Annotated in this window: 16 protein-coding genes and 1 pseudogene; 3 read left to right on the forward strand and 14 right to left on the reverse strand. The window is 33.5% G+C overall.

The window, feature by feature from the left end:
* Positions 1 to 2: 2 nt before the first annotated feature.
* The 5 genes from fusA to AAHM80_RS03915 all read right to left on the reverse strand — a co-directional run bounded on the left by fusA (position 3) and on the right by AAHM80_RS03915 (position 4,350).
* The gene (fusA, locus tag AAHM80_RS03895; RefSeq protein ID WP_410521514.1) at positions 3 to 2,078 is read right to left on the reverse strand and encodes an elongation factor G; all 2,076 of its coding nucleotides are present in this window, start codon (positions 2,076 to 2,078) and stop codon (positions 3 to 5) included.
* A gap of 9 nt (positions 2,079 to 2,087) precedes the next feature.
* On the reverse strand, positions 2,088 to 2,576 hold the full coding sequence (gene rpsG / locus AAHM80_RS03900) for a 30S ribosomal protein S7 (RefSeq protein ID WP_341747240.1): 489 nt from the start codon (positions 2,574 to 2,576) through the stop codon (positions 2,088 to 2,090).
* 19 nt (positions 2,577 to 2,595) lie between these two features.
* The gene (rpsL, locus tag AAHM80_RS03905; RefSeq protein ID WP_341747241.1) at positions 2,596 to 2,979 is read right to left on the reverse strand and encodes a 30S ribosomal protein S12; all 384 of its coding nucleotides are present in this window, start codon (positions 2,977 to 2,979) and stop codon (positions 2,596 to 2,598) included.
* Positions 2,980 to 3,146: 167 nt separating this feature from the next.
* Positions 3,147 to 3,836: an RNA methyltransferase gene (locus tag AAHM80_RS03910; protein ID WP_341751669.1), complete on the reverse strand. Its 690-nt coding sequence runs from the start codon at positions 3,834 to 3,836 to the stop codon at positions 3,147 to 3,149.
* 139 nt (positions 3,837 to 3,975) lie between these two features.
* Positions 3,976 to 4,350, reverse strand: a complete 375-nt coding sequence (locus tag AAHM80_RS03915; RefSeq protein ID WP_341747243.1) for a helix-turn-helix domain-containing protein — start codon at positions 4,348 to 4,350, stop codon at positions 3,976 to 3,978.
* Positions 4,351 to 4,879: 529 nt separating this feature from the next.
* On the opposite strand from AAHM80_RS03915, the gene AAHM80_RS03920 reads away from it, so the two are divergent.
* Entirely contained in the window at positions 4,880 to 5,698 is an 819-nt protein-coding gene (locus AAHM80_RS03920; protein WP_341747244.1) for a YihY/virulence factor BrkB family protein, read from the forward strand.
* Between the two features lie 343 nt (positions 5,699 to 6,041).
* Here AAHM80_RS03920 and fabG read toward each other — a convergent pair whose 3' ends face one another.
* From fabG to tnpA, 8 genes and pseudogenes are all read right to left on the reverse strand, one after another.
* On the reverse strand, positions 6,042 to 6,767 hold the full coding sequence (gene fabG / locus AAHM80_RS03925; protein WP_342260339.1) for a 3-oxoacyl-ACP reductase FabG: 726 nt from the start codon (positions 6,765 to 6,767) through the stop codon (positions 6,042 to 6,044).
* A 2-nt stretch (positions 6,768 to 6,769) separates the two neighbouring features.
* A complete protein-coding gene (recA, locus tag AAHM80_RS03930; protein WP_341754970.1) occupies positions 6,770 to 7,810 on the reverse strand; it encodes a recombinase RecA in 1,041 nt (346 codons plus the stop codon).
* Positions 7,811 to 7,978: 168 nt separating this feature from the next.
* Positions 7,979 to 8,710, reverse strand: a complete 732-nt coding sequence (locus tag AAHM80_RS03935) for a tetratricopeptide repeat protein (protein WP_342260340.1) — start codon at positions 8,708 to 8,710, stop codon at positions 7,979 to 7,981.
* Positions 8,704 to 9,264 (reverse strand): IS630 family transposase, encoded by a 561-nt coding sequence (locus AAHM80_RS03940; protein ID WP_342259384.1) that lies wholly within the window; start codon positions 9,262 to 9,264, stop codon positions 8,704 to 8,706. The genes AAHM80_RS03935 and AAHM80_RS03940 overlap by 7 nt, the downstream gene beginning before the upstream one ends.
* Before the next feature lie 47 nt (positions 9,265 to 9,311).
* Complete coding sequence (locus tag AAHM80_RS03945; protein WP_342260341.1) at positions 9,312 to 9,845, reverse strand: IS630 family transposase; 534 nt, start codon at positions 9,843 to 9,845, stop codon at positions 9,312 to 9,314.
* Complete coding sequence (locus tag AAHM80_RS03950; RefSeq protein WP_342260342.1) at positions 9,839 to 10,288, reverse strand: helix-turn-helix domain-containing protein; 450 nt, start codon at positions 10,286 to 10,288, stop codon at positions 9,839 to 9,841. Before AAHM80_RS03950 ends, AAHM80_RS03945 begins: the two co-directional genes overlap by 7 nt.
* Positions 10,289 to 10,383: 95 nt before the next feature.
* Positions 10,384 to 10,881 carry a helix-turn-helix domain-containing protein gene (locus AAHM80_RS03955; protein WP_342259730.1) on the reverse strand — a complete coding sequence of 166 codons (498 nt, stop codon included), beginning with the start codon at positions 10,879 to 10,881 and terminating at the stop codon, positions 10,384 to 10,386.
* 62 nt (positions 10,882 to 10,943) lie between these two features.
* A pseudogene (gene tnpA, locus AAHM80_RS03960) lies at positions 10,944 to 11,282 on the reverse strand (IS200/IS605 family transposase); the annotation flags it as partial.
* Here tnpA and AAHM80_RS03965 point away from each other — a divergent pair.
* Positions 11,276 to 11,488, forward strand: coding sequence for a hypothetical protein (locus AAHM80_RS03965; protein WP_342260343.1), 213 nt, complete (start codon positions 11,276 to 11,278; stop codon positions 11,486 to 11,488). The pseudogene tnpA and the gene AAHM80_RS03965 overlap by 7 nt on opposite strands.
* Positions 11,489 to 11,598: 110 nt before the next feature.
* Positions 11,599 to 12,435: a DUF2608 domain-containing protein gene (locus AAHM80_RS03970; RefSeq protein WP_342260344.1), complete on the forward strand. Its 837-nt coding sequence runs from the start codon at positions 11,599 to 11,601 to the stop codon at positions 12,433 to 12,435.
* 191 nt (positions 12,436 to 12,626) lie between these two features.
* Here AAHM80_RS03970 and AAHM80_RS03975 read toward each other — a convergent pair whose 3' ends face one another.
* The gene (locus AAHM80_RS03975) at positions 12,627 to 13,643 is read right to left on the reverse strand and encodes a DUF2608 domain-containing protein (RefSeq protein WP_342260345.1); all 1,017 of its coding nucleotides are present in this window, start codon (positions 13,641 to 13,643) and stop codon (positions 12,627 to 12,629) included.
* Positions 13,644 to 13,697 lie beyond the last annotated feature (54 nt).

Genomic DNA, 13,697 nt, shown 5'->3' on the forward strand with positions numbered 1-13,697 from the left:
TTTTATTTCTTAGCTTTAATAGTTTCGGTCACCTGTAATGGTACTTGCTCATAATGAGAAAAAACCATACTATATTGAGATCTACCTTGTGACAAAGATCTCAAAGTACTAACATACCCAAACATCTCGGCCAATGGCACATTTGCAGTTATAACTTGTGCATTACCTCTTGGATCCATACTTTGCATTTGCCCTCTACGACTGTTTAGATCACCAATAATATCCCCCATATACTCATTAGGAGTAATTACTTCAACTTTCATAATTGGTTCAAGTAATTTTGGATTACCTTTTGGCATACCTTCTCTAAAAGCAGCTTTTGCAGCAATCTCAAATGCAAGTACACTTGAATCTACATCGTGAAACGCTCCATCTATCAAGGTTGCTTTAAAATCAATCATTGGATAGCCGGCAACTACACCTGTATCTTTTATATTATTTAGACCCTTTTCAACACCAGGAATAAATTCTTTGGGTATAGATCCTCCAACAATTTTGCTTTCAAAAGCAAATCCTGTTCCAACTTCTTGAGGTTCAAATATTATTTTAACCCGTGCAAATTGCCCAGCTCCACCAGATTGCTTTTTATGAGTATAATCAATTTCACAAGGCTTGGTAATTGTTTCTCGATAAGCTACTTGTGGTGCTCCAATGTTAGCCTCAACTTTAAACTCACGTTTCATACGATCAACCATAATCTCTAGATGCAGTTCACCCATACCTTTAATAACAGTTTGACCGCTTTCCTGATCAGTTGATACTCTAAAAGATGGATCTTCAGCAGCTAACCTAGACAATGCCATTCCCATTTTTTCTTGATCAGCAGTTGATTTTGGCTCTACAGCTAATTCAATAACCGGTTCAGGAAATTCCATTCTCTCCAAAATAACCTGCTTATCCGGATCACACAAAGTATCACCAGTAGTGGTATTTTTAAGACCAGCTAGAGCAACAATATCTCCTGCAAAAGCTTCTTTAATATCTTCTCTTTCATTAGCATGCATAAGAAGCATCCTACCTACTCGTTCTTTTTGGTCTTTTACCGTATTAATGACAGTAGCACCTGAACTAATCTTACCAGAGTAAATCCTGATAAATGTAAGAGATCCCACAAATGGATCGGTCATTACCTTAAAAGCTAAAGCAGAGAAAGGTTCAGATGCTGATATTTTAAAATCTTTTTCTTCTCCAAAATTAATATCTATTCCCTTGACTATTCCAATATCGATTGGTGAAGGTAAGTAGTCAACAACCGCATCTAGCAAAGGTTGCACACCTTTATTTTTAAAGGCACTACCACATAACACAGGAAAAAAGACTCGGTCAATCGTTCCTTTCCTTATTACTACTTGAATTTCTTCCTCAGTAAATTCTTCACCTGATAAATATTTCTCCATCAAATGATCATCAGCCTCAGCAACCATTTCAATTAGCAAAGCACGATATTCTTCAGCCTTTTCTAACATATCAGCAGGGATTTCTTGGTACGAATATTCAGCTCCAAGAGATTCATCCTTCCAAATTATTGCCTGCATCTTGATTAAATCAATAACTCCTTTGAAATTCTCTTCAATACCAACTGGCAACTGAATTACTAGAGGTTTTGCACCAAGACGATCTTTAATCATTTCTACACATTTGTAGAAATTAGCACCCATTCTGTCCATTTTATTGACAAAGCACATTCTAGGTACTTTATATTTATCAGCTTGTCTCCAAACTATTTCTGACTGAGGTTCAACACCGGCCACACCATCAAATACCGCCACCGCTCCATCTAAAACACGTAAAGACCTTTCTACTTCTATAGTAAAATCTACGTGACCTGGAGTATCAATAATGTTAATCCTTATATTTTTCCAGTAACAGGTAGTAGCAGCAGAAGTAATGGTGATACCACGTTCCTGCTCTTGTGCCATCCAATCCATAGTGGCACCACCTTCATGAACTTCACCAATTTTATGTGATTTTCCTGTATAAAAGAGAATACGCTCGGTTGTAGTAGTTTTACCAGCGTCAATATGAGCACAAATACCTATATTACGAGTATTAGCAAGAGAAAATTCTGTAATCGCCATATGATTTAATTACCTTGGTTGCGATTTTTTGGGACTAAAATGAGCGAAAGCTTTGTTAGCTTCAGCCATTTTATGAGTGTCCTCTCTTTTTTTAATAGCAACCCCTCTATTATTTGATGCTTCAAATAATTCCTCCGCCAACTTATCAATCATCATTTTTTCAGAACGCTTATTTGCTGCATTGATAATCCAACGTGACGCAAGTGCATACCCTCTTCTTTCATCAACAGGGGAAGGGACCTGATAATTTGCACCTCCCACACGCACTGAGGTAACCTCAAGATATGGCTTTACATTATTCATAGCATTATTGAAAGTTTCATAAGGATCTACCCTATGTTTTTTTTCTATTTTACTAAAAGCAGAATATACTATCTTTTCGGCTAGAGCTTTTTTCCCTTCCTTCATGATATTATTAATAAACCTAGCAAGCAGAGGACTATTATATTTCATATCAGGCAAGATAACCCTTTTCTCTGCGGCATGACGACGTGACATCTTATCTCTCTATTTCAAATTATTTTTTTACAGCTTGCTTCGCTGATGTACCATAACGTGAGCGTCCTTGCTTACGATTTTTTACACCCTGAGTATCATAAGCACCGCGTACTATATGGTACTTAACACCTGGAAGATCAGGAACCCTTCCGCCTCTTACCAACACCGTAGAGTGTTCTTGTAAATTATGCCCTTCACCAGGTATGTAAGCATTCACGTACTGCCCATTACTTAAGCGAACACGTGCCATTTTACGAAGAGCAGAATTAGGTTTCTTAGGAGTAACAGTTTTCACTATTACACAAACACCTTTCAAAAATGGATTAGATTCCAAAGCTGGGGATTTTGTCCTACGAATCTTCGACTGTCTTCCAAAACGTACTAACTGATTGTTTGTTGGCATTCAATACTCCAAATTTTTCCTTTTGATATTTATCTATCAACCCTTAAAGCTATAGGGAAAGCTATATACTATACCACTTTCACTATTAAGCGGCAACAAGTGGAACTATAGCTATTTTTTTTATAAAAGCAACGAGTTTTTAACAACATTGACTAGATTAGTTATTTTTATGAACTTAGGGTTGTAATTATCCCCCTTAAAGTTTGTAGTTCTGTACTAGATAATTTATCTATACGAGTAAAAATATTCATAATATTTTGAGTCATGTGTAATTTTTTCTCAGGCACTTTAAAGAAATTCTTTTTGTTTAATTCAGTAAACAAATGTTCAAAGAAATATCCTAATTCTCCTTTTGATGCTACGTCCTGTTCATTATTAACATTTATTCTCAGCTGTTTATTACGAAATAGCTCATAACATATAATAATTACTGACTGTGCAATGTTAAGAGAACTAAAACCTCCTGTATTAATGTTAATAATTTTATGGGCATAAGTAATTTCTCTATTTCGCAAACCACAATTTTCACGACCAAACATGATAGCGACTTTAAGACCTGTAGGATAATCCTGACTTAAATTCTCTGATAGAACATAGTTTTTATTGATATTACGTGTTGCTGAACTTGTTGCATATAAATAATCAATATCCTCTATACTTGCTTCCAAACTATCATAAATCTTAGCATTATCTATGATATTTACTGCTGATACCGCCATACTACGTGCCTGTTCATTCGGCCAACCATCTCTAGGTGAAACGATTCTCAACTCTGAAACATCAAAATTTTTCATTGCTCTAGCAGTAGCACCAATATTCTCACCCATTTGAGGTGCTACTAAAATAATAATTGGCATAAACATCTTTGATTAATATGTAATTATTTTCTTTTAAATAGCTACTTAATTCCTATTAACTACTCGTATCCAATTACTATACTCTTTTATCTCTGTCAACTATTAGTTTCATAACGAACCAATGATTTTTTCATTTTACCTAATCTTCTTTAATCAAAGAACGTATCAATGCATTAACTGCTTGCTGATGTTCTGAGTTACGAATTTTCATAAAATTCCTTGATACTTCTATACACATACGCTGATGTTGAGTAAGCACAGGCTCGACATTGTCAGCATCTTCTAAACCTTGATAGAAATAATCGATATTTTTATCTAATGCTTTAGCAATAAGAACCAACCTACCTATTGATATTCTATTAATACCCTTCTCATATTTTTGTAACTGCTGATGTGTTACCTCTATTACCTCTGCAAGTTGTTGACGTGACAACCCTTTGGCAAGCCTTAAAGAATAGATTTTCCCACCTATAAATTGATCAACTTTTTGTATGTAGTCATTTCTTCGTACCATAATTAACTCCTTTATGTATGAACTATTAAATTTTAAGAATATAATAGATTATTAACAAATAAAAAGATTACTGTCATATATTATATAACCTAGAAAGCCAACAATTCACATAGGAATACCCACATGTAAACTGTCTACTATCAGTAAATATTGATTATATTTTTTGTTTATGTACAAGTAGTACTTAATATTTTTTAACTATTATATAATTATACTGATCTTATAGATACTTAGCAACCTTGTAAATTATAATTTCATTTTTATCGTATTTTTTTAACCTTTTTTTACTATTCTAGATAGAATAAGACTAAAAAAATTAAAATCATAGAATTAACTATGATTTTTAAAGAATTATTGCAGAATGTTAAAACTTCAGTTTTGTATTAAAATTAAAAATTTTAATACAAAACTGGCTAGAATAATTTAGGTTCTATTGAGGTTTAAAAAATATACTTAATATAAATAAGTGATAATGTTGAATTTTATATATATACTTGAATGATTATATAAAACAAAAGAAAGTTACTTGATGCAAAGAATTATAAAATGCCTATATCAGGCAGCCTTTAGAACAATTGAACACGATGGTGTTGAACATTCAGGGTATATGTCATTTATGGTACTCCTAACGATCTTTCCTTTTTTAGTTTTTTTGTTAGCACTAACAAGTTTTGTTGGAGCATCAGAACTTGGAAAGAATTTTATCACTATTCTTCTTGAAAGTATGCCAGAACTGGCTACTGACTCAATAAAAACTAGGATAAATGAACTTGGGAAAACTCCTCCTCAGAGCCTAATGACCTTAGCAATAATGGGAAGTATTTGGACTGCTTCATCTTTTGTTGAATGTTTAAGAACAATTTTAAATAGGGTATATGAGATAAAATCTCCTCCCACCTACATAAGGCGAAGATTACTTAGCATAGCACAGTTTTTAGTAATCAGTATATTCATTACCTTTGCCATGCTTATTCTTATTATAGTACCAATAATATTAACAAAACTACCAATAATTTTACAAATGATAGAAGAACATAAGCACACTTTAACCCTTTTTCGATATGTTATCATTTTCTGCTCATTATTTATTACCTCCTCATCACTATATTATATAATCCCTAATGCAAAATTAAATTTTACAGACGTAGTTCCTGGAGCTTTATTAACGGTAATTTTATGGGTGATAAGTGGATATTTATTATCTACCTATATAATATATTATAACCAATTAAGTATAATATATGGTTCACTTGGTAGTATAATAGTGACTTTAATATTTTTTTATATTATTAACATGATTTTTATATATGGTGCAGAATTTAATTACCTACTAAGAGAATATCCTTGAAAGCAGAAGAGTATACTCTTCCGCTTTCAAGAAAAGCTATCGCAAAACTTTGAGGTGTGCATGCACGAACAATAATTTACTACTATAACACTCCATTCAATATGTGATTTTAATTATTAAAATCACATATTGAATGATGAAAAAAGTTAAAATGTACTTGCGTCAGCCGCTTCAAGAGTGCATTTTTCCTTATAACAAAGCAAGTATCGATATAAGAATTATTAATTCTTATATCGAACTGAGGTTGAGGTTACTATAGGTCAACTGATGAGAAGTAGGTAGCATCGTCTTCGCTCGCCTATTACAATAGGCGTCGCTCCATTTAATAATTTCACTTCTTCAATTATATCATCAACATTCCACCATTAACATGGATAGTTTGACCGGTGATGTAGGAAGCTTTGTCGCTTGCTAGGAAAGCTACTACGTTTGCAACATCTTCGGCTTCTCCGAAAGTTCTAAGAGGAATTTTTTGCATTATAGCCTCTTTTTGAGCTTCGTTTAATTTATCAGTCATGTTTGATTTAACAAAACCAGGAGAAACTGCATTAATTGTGATACCCCTACTTGCTACCTCAATTGCTAGAGACTTTGTCATACCGATCAAACCAGCTTTGGAAGCACAATAATTTGCCTGTCCTGGATTGCCGGAAACTGCAACCACAGATGATATGTTAATTATTCTACCATAACGAGTTTTCATCATTTTCTTTATCGCTTCACGATTTAGAATAAAGCTAGCTTTTAAGTTTATATCTATAACTTGATCAAACATTTCATTGGACATTTTTATTGCCAGCATATCTTTAGTGATTCCGGCATTACAAACTAAAATGTCGATTTGCTCAAGACTAGACACCAAGTTAGTACATTCATCAATATTTGCTAGATTACATGGTACTATCGTATAATTATCTTTTAAGTTATTTGCAAGTTCTTGTAGTTTCTCTTGGTTACTACCACTAATTATCACATGACTACCAAGAGAGTGGAATAGCTTAGCAATGCTACCACCAATTGTCCCAGATGCTCCTGTAATTAGAGATTTTTTAGCAGTTAAATCTATCATTTCTATTCTTCCTCTTCTATAGTTATTGTTTTGCTATCAAAAGTAACACTAGTATTATGAGAAGATTTTTGACGAATTAGTTGTTCTATTTCAGAGCAGATAGCAGGGTGTTCTCTTAGGTAATGTTTAACATTTTCTCTACCTTGACCTATACGAGTGTCATTATATGAAAACCAAGACCCCGATTTTTCTATTATTTCAAATTTAACACCAAGATCAATTATCTCGCTTTCTCTAGAAATACCACTACCATACGTTATATCAAATTCTGCCGTTTTAAACGGTGGAGAGACTTTGTTTTTAACAACTTTAATCTTAGTTTGGCTTCCTACTATATCTTCTTTATCCTTGATTGTTGAAATTCTTCTAATATCTAGCCTTACTGAGGCATAAAATTTTAAAGCATTACCACCTGTGGTAGTTTCTGGACTACCAAACATGACTCCTATTTTCATTCTAATTTGGTTAATAAAAATAATTATACAATTAGTTCTTGAAATTGATGCAGTGAGTTTTCTAAGTGCTTGGCTCATTAATCTAGCTTGTAACCCCATATGAGAGTCACCCATTTCCCCTTCAATCTCTGCTTTAGGCACAAGAGCAGCGACACTATCTATAACGACCATATCAATAGCTCCAGAGCGTACTAGAGTATCAGTTATTTCAAGTGCCTGCTCTCCAGTATCTGGTTGAGAAATAATAAGCTCGTCAATATTTATGCCAAGTTTTTTGGCATATGCTGGGTCTAAAGCATGTTCTGCATCAATAAAAGCACAAGTACCACCTTTCTTCTGTGCTTCAGCAATCATATGTAGAGTTAAAGTGGTCTTTCCCGAACTTTCCGGCCCAAAAATTTCAATAATTCTTCCCTTGGGTAACCCACCTATACCGAGTGCCAAGTCAAGCCCTAGCGATCCTGTTGGTATTGCCTCAACATCTACAGCAGGACGTTGACCGAGTTTCATGACAGAACCTTTGCCGTAACTTTTTTCAATTTGGCTAACTGCAGCAAGCAATGCTCTTTCTTTGTCTATAACGTTCATTTCTAGAATCAGCTTAATAAAATTAAATTAAATTTATAAAGTAACATACGAGGAAAATCCAGTAAAATAATTACAAATATTAATATCATAGTGATTTAAAAATTACAACTAAAAATTAAAAATCTATTCTTTAACCTAAAGATGATCTGTCAACAGCAACCTTAATGTTTAATTGTTCTTGCTCCACAAATCCATGTTATATTGTTTGCAATATTCAAACATATCAACTGTATTAGGGTGATGTATGCCAAATTCTTTAACTTGCGGTTTACCAAAGAATTTATAATTATATAAATCTTTGATTTTACAAGCTGCTTTTGCTGCATGATTATATAAATCACTTACTTGAGCAATATTTTTACTTCTATCTCTATATAAATAATGGTATATAACAAATGCTTTTTTATAAGATTCTATAGCCTGCTTTAGCTTATTTTGGGTAAATAGAATATCACCTTGTACTATATAACTAGATGCCAAGCTGAAATTATTAGAATAATTTGTTTGCTTCGAATTGCTATTTTCACTTGCTAAAAATATGGAAATAGCTTTTTTAATATATTCATAAGCTTGATCTACTTTATTTAAACCTAATATACTTCTCGCCATTTCTGTATAAATATTTGCAAATATTTCATTATCTTCATTCTTTATGGGCTTATGTATATAATATAACTGTTGAGCTTGAGCATAAGCTTCTTGATATCTACCAAGGGAATTCAATATCTTTGCTCTAGGTATGTAAACCCCAGTAAAGTATGGGTCATTAATATGCGATCCATTTTTTATAAACAGCTCAATAATTTTATCTACATATTCTAAAGCCTCATGATATTTTCCTTGCATATTAAATAATGTACTTTTTAAAGAATATATTATACCAATTGCAATAATTAACACGGTGTATTTATCCAGTCTCTATACATAATTGATTTTACTAAATCTACATTATGAGCAAATTGATTCCAAGCGTAACAAGCCATAGTGACGATATCTTCATATACACCATAACATTGGTTAGACAAGAAATGATTTTTGATCCATTCCCAAACTTGTTCCATTGCATTAAGTTCCGGTGCATAGGGCGGAAGCGGTATCAAAGTGATATTGCTTGGCACAGTTAGTTTTTTGGCTGTGTGCCAACCTGCATTATCCGTTAGTAAAGCTATATGTCGGTTGCCTTGAATACTGCGAGAAAGGTCTTCTAAGAATTTATTCATTGCCTGTGTATTTGCATATGGTAAAATTAATGCAAAAGCTTCTCCTGTATCATGGCAAGCAGCTCCATAAATATATGTTGAAATGAATTGCTGTTGCCGAACTTTACGGGGTCTAGTGCCACGCTTAGCCCATATACGAGTTAAGCTACCTTGTTGCCCAACTCGAGTTTCATCCTGAGACCATATATCAACTTTACATCTATCGATATTTTTTGGTAATAATTCTGTTAGCATGTCTGGGAAGTTTTTTTATACCAATTGCAATAATTAACATGGTGTATTTATCCAGTCTCTATTACTAAATCTACATTATGAGCAAATTGATTCCAAGCGTAACAAGCCATAGTGACGATATCTTCATATACACCATAACATTGGTTAGACAAGAAATGATTTTTGATCCATTCCCAAACTTGTTCCATTGCATTAAGTTCCGGTGCATACGGCGGAAGCGGTATCAAAGTGATATTGCTTGGCACAGTTAGTCTTTTGGCTGTGTGCCAACCTGCATTATCCGTTAGTAAAGCTATATGTCGGTTGCCTTGAATACTGCGAGAAAGGTCTTCTAAGAATTTATTCATTGCCTGTGTGTTTGCATATGGTAAAATTAATGCAAAAGCTTCTCCTGTATCATGGCAAGCAGCTCCATAAATATATGTTGAAATGAATTGCTGTTGCCGAACTTTACGGGGTCTAGTGCCACGCTTAGCCCATATACGAGTTAAGCTACCTTGTTGCCCAACTCGAGTTTCATCCTGAGACCATATATCAACTTTACATCTATCGATATTTTTTGGTAATAATTCTGTTAGCATGTCTGGGAAGTTTTTTTATATGTATTTTGAGTCTCTTGATTTGACTTTGGATGCATTGAACCAGAAGTAATCCAGCTAAAACCAAGGCGGTGCATAGTATTGTAGACTGTTTTTAAAGTACATTTAGCACCATATTCCTCAAGTAACATGATATGTAGCTCCTTTCCAGTTATATACCCACCAGTTTTACTTTCACTGAGCGTATTGATTTTATCAAAAAGAGCAGACTCTTGTATAGTGTTAATCTTCCTAGGGGCACCGCTTCTTTGTGATTCAAATAATCCTTCAAAACCATGATTCCTAAATCTTCTGAGCCATGATTGTACAGTTTTCCAGTGTGACTTCACTATTTCAGATATGGCTTTAAAAGATTTTCCTAATTGAAGGTGATACATCGCCAATAAACGTATACGATTTCGACCATGCGGCTCATGTTTCATCATTTTTATAAAATCATGACCTTCAAAACCTTGCGGTAATATTAACCTAGCTATTTGAGTACCCTTTATCAGTTAAAAAACCATTTTACACCACTGCGTTAATTATTGCAATTGGTATTATATGTATTTTGAGTCTCTTGATTTGACTTTGGATGCATTGAACGAGAAGTAATCCAGCTAAAACCAAGGCGGTGCATAGTATTGTAGACTGTTTTTAAAGTACATTTAGCACCATATTCCTCAAGTAACATGATATGTAGCTCCTTTCCAGTTATATACCCACCAGTTTTACTTTCACTGAGCGTATTGATTTTATCAAAAAGAGCAGACTCTTGTATAGTGTTAATCTTCCTAGGGGCACCGCTTCTTTGTGATTCAAATAATCCTTCAAAACCATGATTCCTAAATCTTCTGAGCCATGATTGCACAGTTTTCCAGTGTGACTTCACTATTTCAGATATGGCTTTAAAAGATTTGCCTAATTGAAGGTAATACATCGCCAATAAACGTATACGATTTCGACCATGCGGCTCATGTTTCATCATTTTTATAAAATCATGACCATGAAAACCTTGCGGTAATATTAACCTAGCCATTTGAGTACCTTTATCAGGTAAAAACCCATTTTACACCACTGCGTTAATTATTGCAATTGGTATGAGACCGCATAACCTCTAGCCCACAACTTTTCTCCATTAAAATTACGTTTTCGTCCACCAAACTGCCTAGCAACGGCTATAGCACTTTTCCCCTTGATATAGCCTATTACTTCAGCTACAGAATATTTAGGAGGAATCTTGATGAGCATATGCACATGATCTTGTACCATATGCCCCTCTATGATCTTTCTCCCACGTTGAAAAGCTAACTCATGGAATACGTTCCCAAGATATTTTCTAACCTTCCCGTACAATTCTTTTTTACGACACTTTGGAATAAACACAATATGATATTTGCAATCCCATTTAGAATGATTTAAACTTTCGTATGTTGTCATATATTTTCTCCTTTGACCGTCAAGCCAAAGAAGTTATATATGATAACTTTTTATTTTATACTAAATCTAAAGGCCAAGCCTTGATGGTCTCACTAGTCAAACTAGTGGCTTACCTATCATTGAGTTACGCTTGGAATCAATTTGCTCATAATGTAGATTTAGTAAAATCAATTATGTATAGAGACTGGATAAATACACCGTGTTAATTATTGCAATTGGTATTATACGCATAACTATAAAGTATAAGCAAAAATAACTCAACTTAAGTGTGAATATTAATAATAATCATCATTAAAAATATGAATAGAGAATTTTTATGAGAAAAACTTTAATAATTCTAATTTTGCAATTTATCGTAATAGAAGCATTTGCAAGTATTGAAAGAATAAAGCTACATTCTTTTGATAATTTAGTTGATCAAATTAAAAATGACCCCATAAAAGGTAAAGATACGCTAATTGTATTTGATATTGATGGAGTTATTCTTTGTCCTAAGGACAGCTATTTAAGCCATAATAATCGTGAAGTACGTCATAAATTTCTTGATGACATTGAAAAATCACAAGGTCTAGCTCAGAGAAAAAATATATATGCACTTATAGCTGCTCAGATGGAATATAAGCTAATTGAACCAAGCTTAATGAAACACTTTTGGTTTCTAAAGTTCAATGGTTACGACGTTATTGCCTTAACATCAATGGGATCAAATAATCCATATTTTGATCAGGAACAAGATCGTGTTGATATGCTTAAAGATAAAGGATTATTGTTTGATAAAAGATATCACGGTCAAATAAAAATTGATAAACAAAAAAGACCCCAGCCAAAAGCCATTGAGGGAGTTATTTTTGCAAGAGGATATGAAAAGGGATTAGTTCTCAAAGCATACCTTGATCAACAACATACTGCCTATAGCAAGATAGTGGTGATAGACGATAAACCTCAAAATTTAGATTCTATTGAAAAACACCTAGAAAATCAGATTGGTAAAATAGTGCTAGTAGAATATAGCTATGATAAATTTGTAGAACAAAAATTTACAAACAATATTTCTACTTTGCAGCAAAATTTTCTTAAAACTCAATCTATTTGGTTAAGTGATAAACAAGCCTCAGTTTTATTACAAATGAGGAATAAAGCCAAAGTTGAATAATGTAAAGAAAAGTTAGGTTAAATGTGAATTATAAAATTAGCCTTTGTGAACATTTCTAAGTAGGAGCAAAAAATCGGAAGATGTGATAGTGTAATTTTCGGACAAAAAATCACTATCAGAGAACATAGATATTGTACAAAATGCCTTGAGTAAGAGAGAGGTGGTTAACTAGAATTGAAATTTGATCCCTTTTAATCAGAATTTCGGATGGACCTCATCTTCAGTCGAGCTTGTGCCTCATCGTCACTCAGCCATATATGATCTTGGGATAATACTTGAAACTGTTTATCTGCTATATCCTGATTTAATACCTCATTTTTATCTTTGAGTTCAGTATAATGAATACCTAGATAATTAATTTGAGGATATTTATCTTTAAGTACATTTTGCACTGAAATTAGATTTTTCAAGTGGTCATCGACAAAAATGATATTTTTGTAATTTTTATTTAATTGCTCCAAGAAACCTAAAAGCACTTTCCCTTTATCTATTTTGTTCGTGAATATAACACGAGAGATACATTTAGGAAAGTCCTCCTTTAATAAATCACCATTATCTTTAAAATGATATCCAAGAGACTTTAAGCGTGATAAATGAAGTTGTGCTTCATTCTGAACGATACCATAGTTCCCACTGCTGTTGGCCGTAAACCCAACAATAGTCATTTTTTGAGCATCAAGTTCGTTAACAAAATTTGGCATGTCTAGAGAAAGCAATTCAACCTTAATAGAAGACAAAATCTGACTAGTTAAATACTCAGCCATCGGTACTTTACGCCCATTAAGTACAATCTCTTTTCCTTGGAAATCTTTAAAGATGGCTTTGAGGTGTTTTGAGCGATAATTGTCTTTTTCGCCCGCATATCTCAACACGCTATCCCGTGGTACAAACAGCACATAATCGAGGTCAAATAAAATAAGAGTGTTTTCGCCATCAAATTGAGAAGCATATGTTTTAATCTCGTTAACCGAAGATGCTTGTACAATTTGAGCATTTGCTTCAAAAGCGAAAAAGCCCATGAACACCATGAATACAATCTTAATATACTCAAATGATTTGGAGAATTGGAGCGTAAAACAAGGGGTGAGAGGACTAGGCGTAGTAAACCGTTGCTCGTATGCGAATTCTCCGCAAGTATTTGCAAAAGCCAATTCTTTAAAGCAGAAGAGTATACCCAATTTAATCTGGTTCAAGTAATTTTTCATCATTACACAACCTATCTTGATGATATCTATTTTTAGTCGCCATTTGGATGAATGGTA

This window comes from Candidatus Tisiphia endosymbiont of Metellina segmentata, from assembly GCF_964030715.1.
Classification (GTDB): Bacteria; Pseudomonadota; Alphaproteobacteria; order Rickettsiales; family Rickettsiaceae; genus Tisiphia.

Coding starts and splice junctions, on each gene's coding strand:
- fusA (WP_410521514.1), bottom strand. CDS start 2,078: ATGGCGATTACAGAATTTTCTCTTGCTAATACTCGTAATATAGGTATT.
- rpsG (WP_341747240.1), bottom strand. CDS start 2,576: ATGTCACGTCGTCATGCCGCAGAGAAAAGGGTTATCTTGCCTGATATG.
- AAHM80_RS03920 (WP_341747244.1), top strand. CDS start 4,880: ATGCAAAGAATTATAAAATGCCTATATCAGGCAGCCTTTAGAACAATT.
- AAHM80_RS03945 (WP_342260341.1), bottom strand. CDS start 9,845: ATGCTAACAGAATTATTACCAAAAAATATCGATAGATGTAAAGTTGAT.
- recA (WP_341754970.1), bottom strand. CDS start 7,810: ATGAACGTTATAGACAAAGAAAGAGCATTGCTTGCTGCAGTTAGCCAA.
- AAHM80_RS03975 (WP_342260345.1), bottom strand. CDS start 13,643: ATGATGAAAAATTACTTGAACCAGATTAAATTGGGTATACTCTTCTGC.
- AAHM80_RS03940 (WP_342259384.1), bottom strand. CDS start 9,264: ATGCTAACAGAATTATTACCAAAAAATATCGATAGATGTAAAGTTGAT.
- AAHM80_RS03955 (WP_342259730.1), bottom strand. CDS start 10,881: ATGGCTAGGTTAATATTACCGCAAGGTTTTCATGGTCATGATTTTATA.
- AAHM80_RS03950 (WP_342260342.1), bottom strand. CDS start 10,288: ATGATGAAACATGAGCCGCATGGTCGAAATCGTATACGTTTATTGGCG.
- AAHM80_RS03910 (WP_341751669.1), bottom strand. CDS start 3,836: ATGCCAATTATTATTTTAGTAGCACCTCAAATGGGTGAGAATATTGGT.
- AAHM80_RS03915 (WP_341747243.1), bottom strand. CDS start 4,350: ATGGTACGAAGAAATGACTACATACAAAAAGTTGATCAATTTATAGGT.
- fabG (WP_342260339.1), bottom strand. CDS start 6,767: ATGATAGATTTAACTGCTAAAAAATCTCTAATTACAGGAGCATCTGGG.
- AAHM80_RS03970 (WP_342260344.1), top strand. CDS start 11,599: ATGAGAAAAACTTTAATAATTCTAATTTTGCAATTTATCGTAATAGAA.
- rpsL (WP_341747241.1), bottom strand. CDS start 2,979: ATGCCAACAAACAATCAGTTAGTACGTTTTGGAAGACAGTCGAAGATT.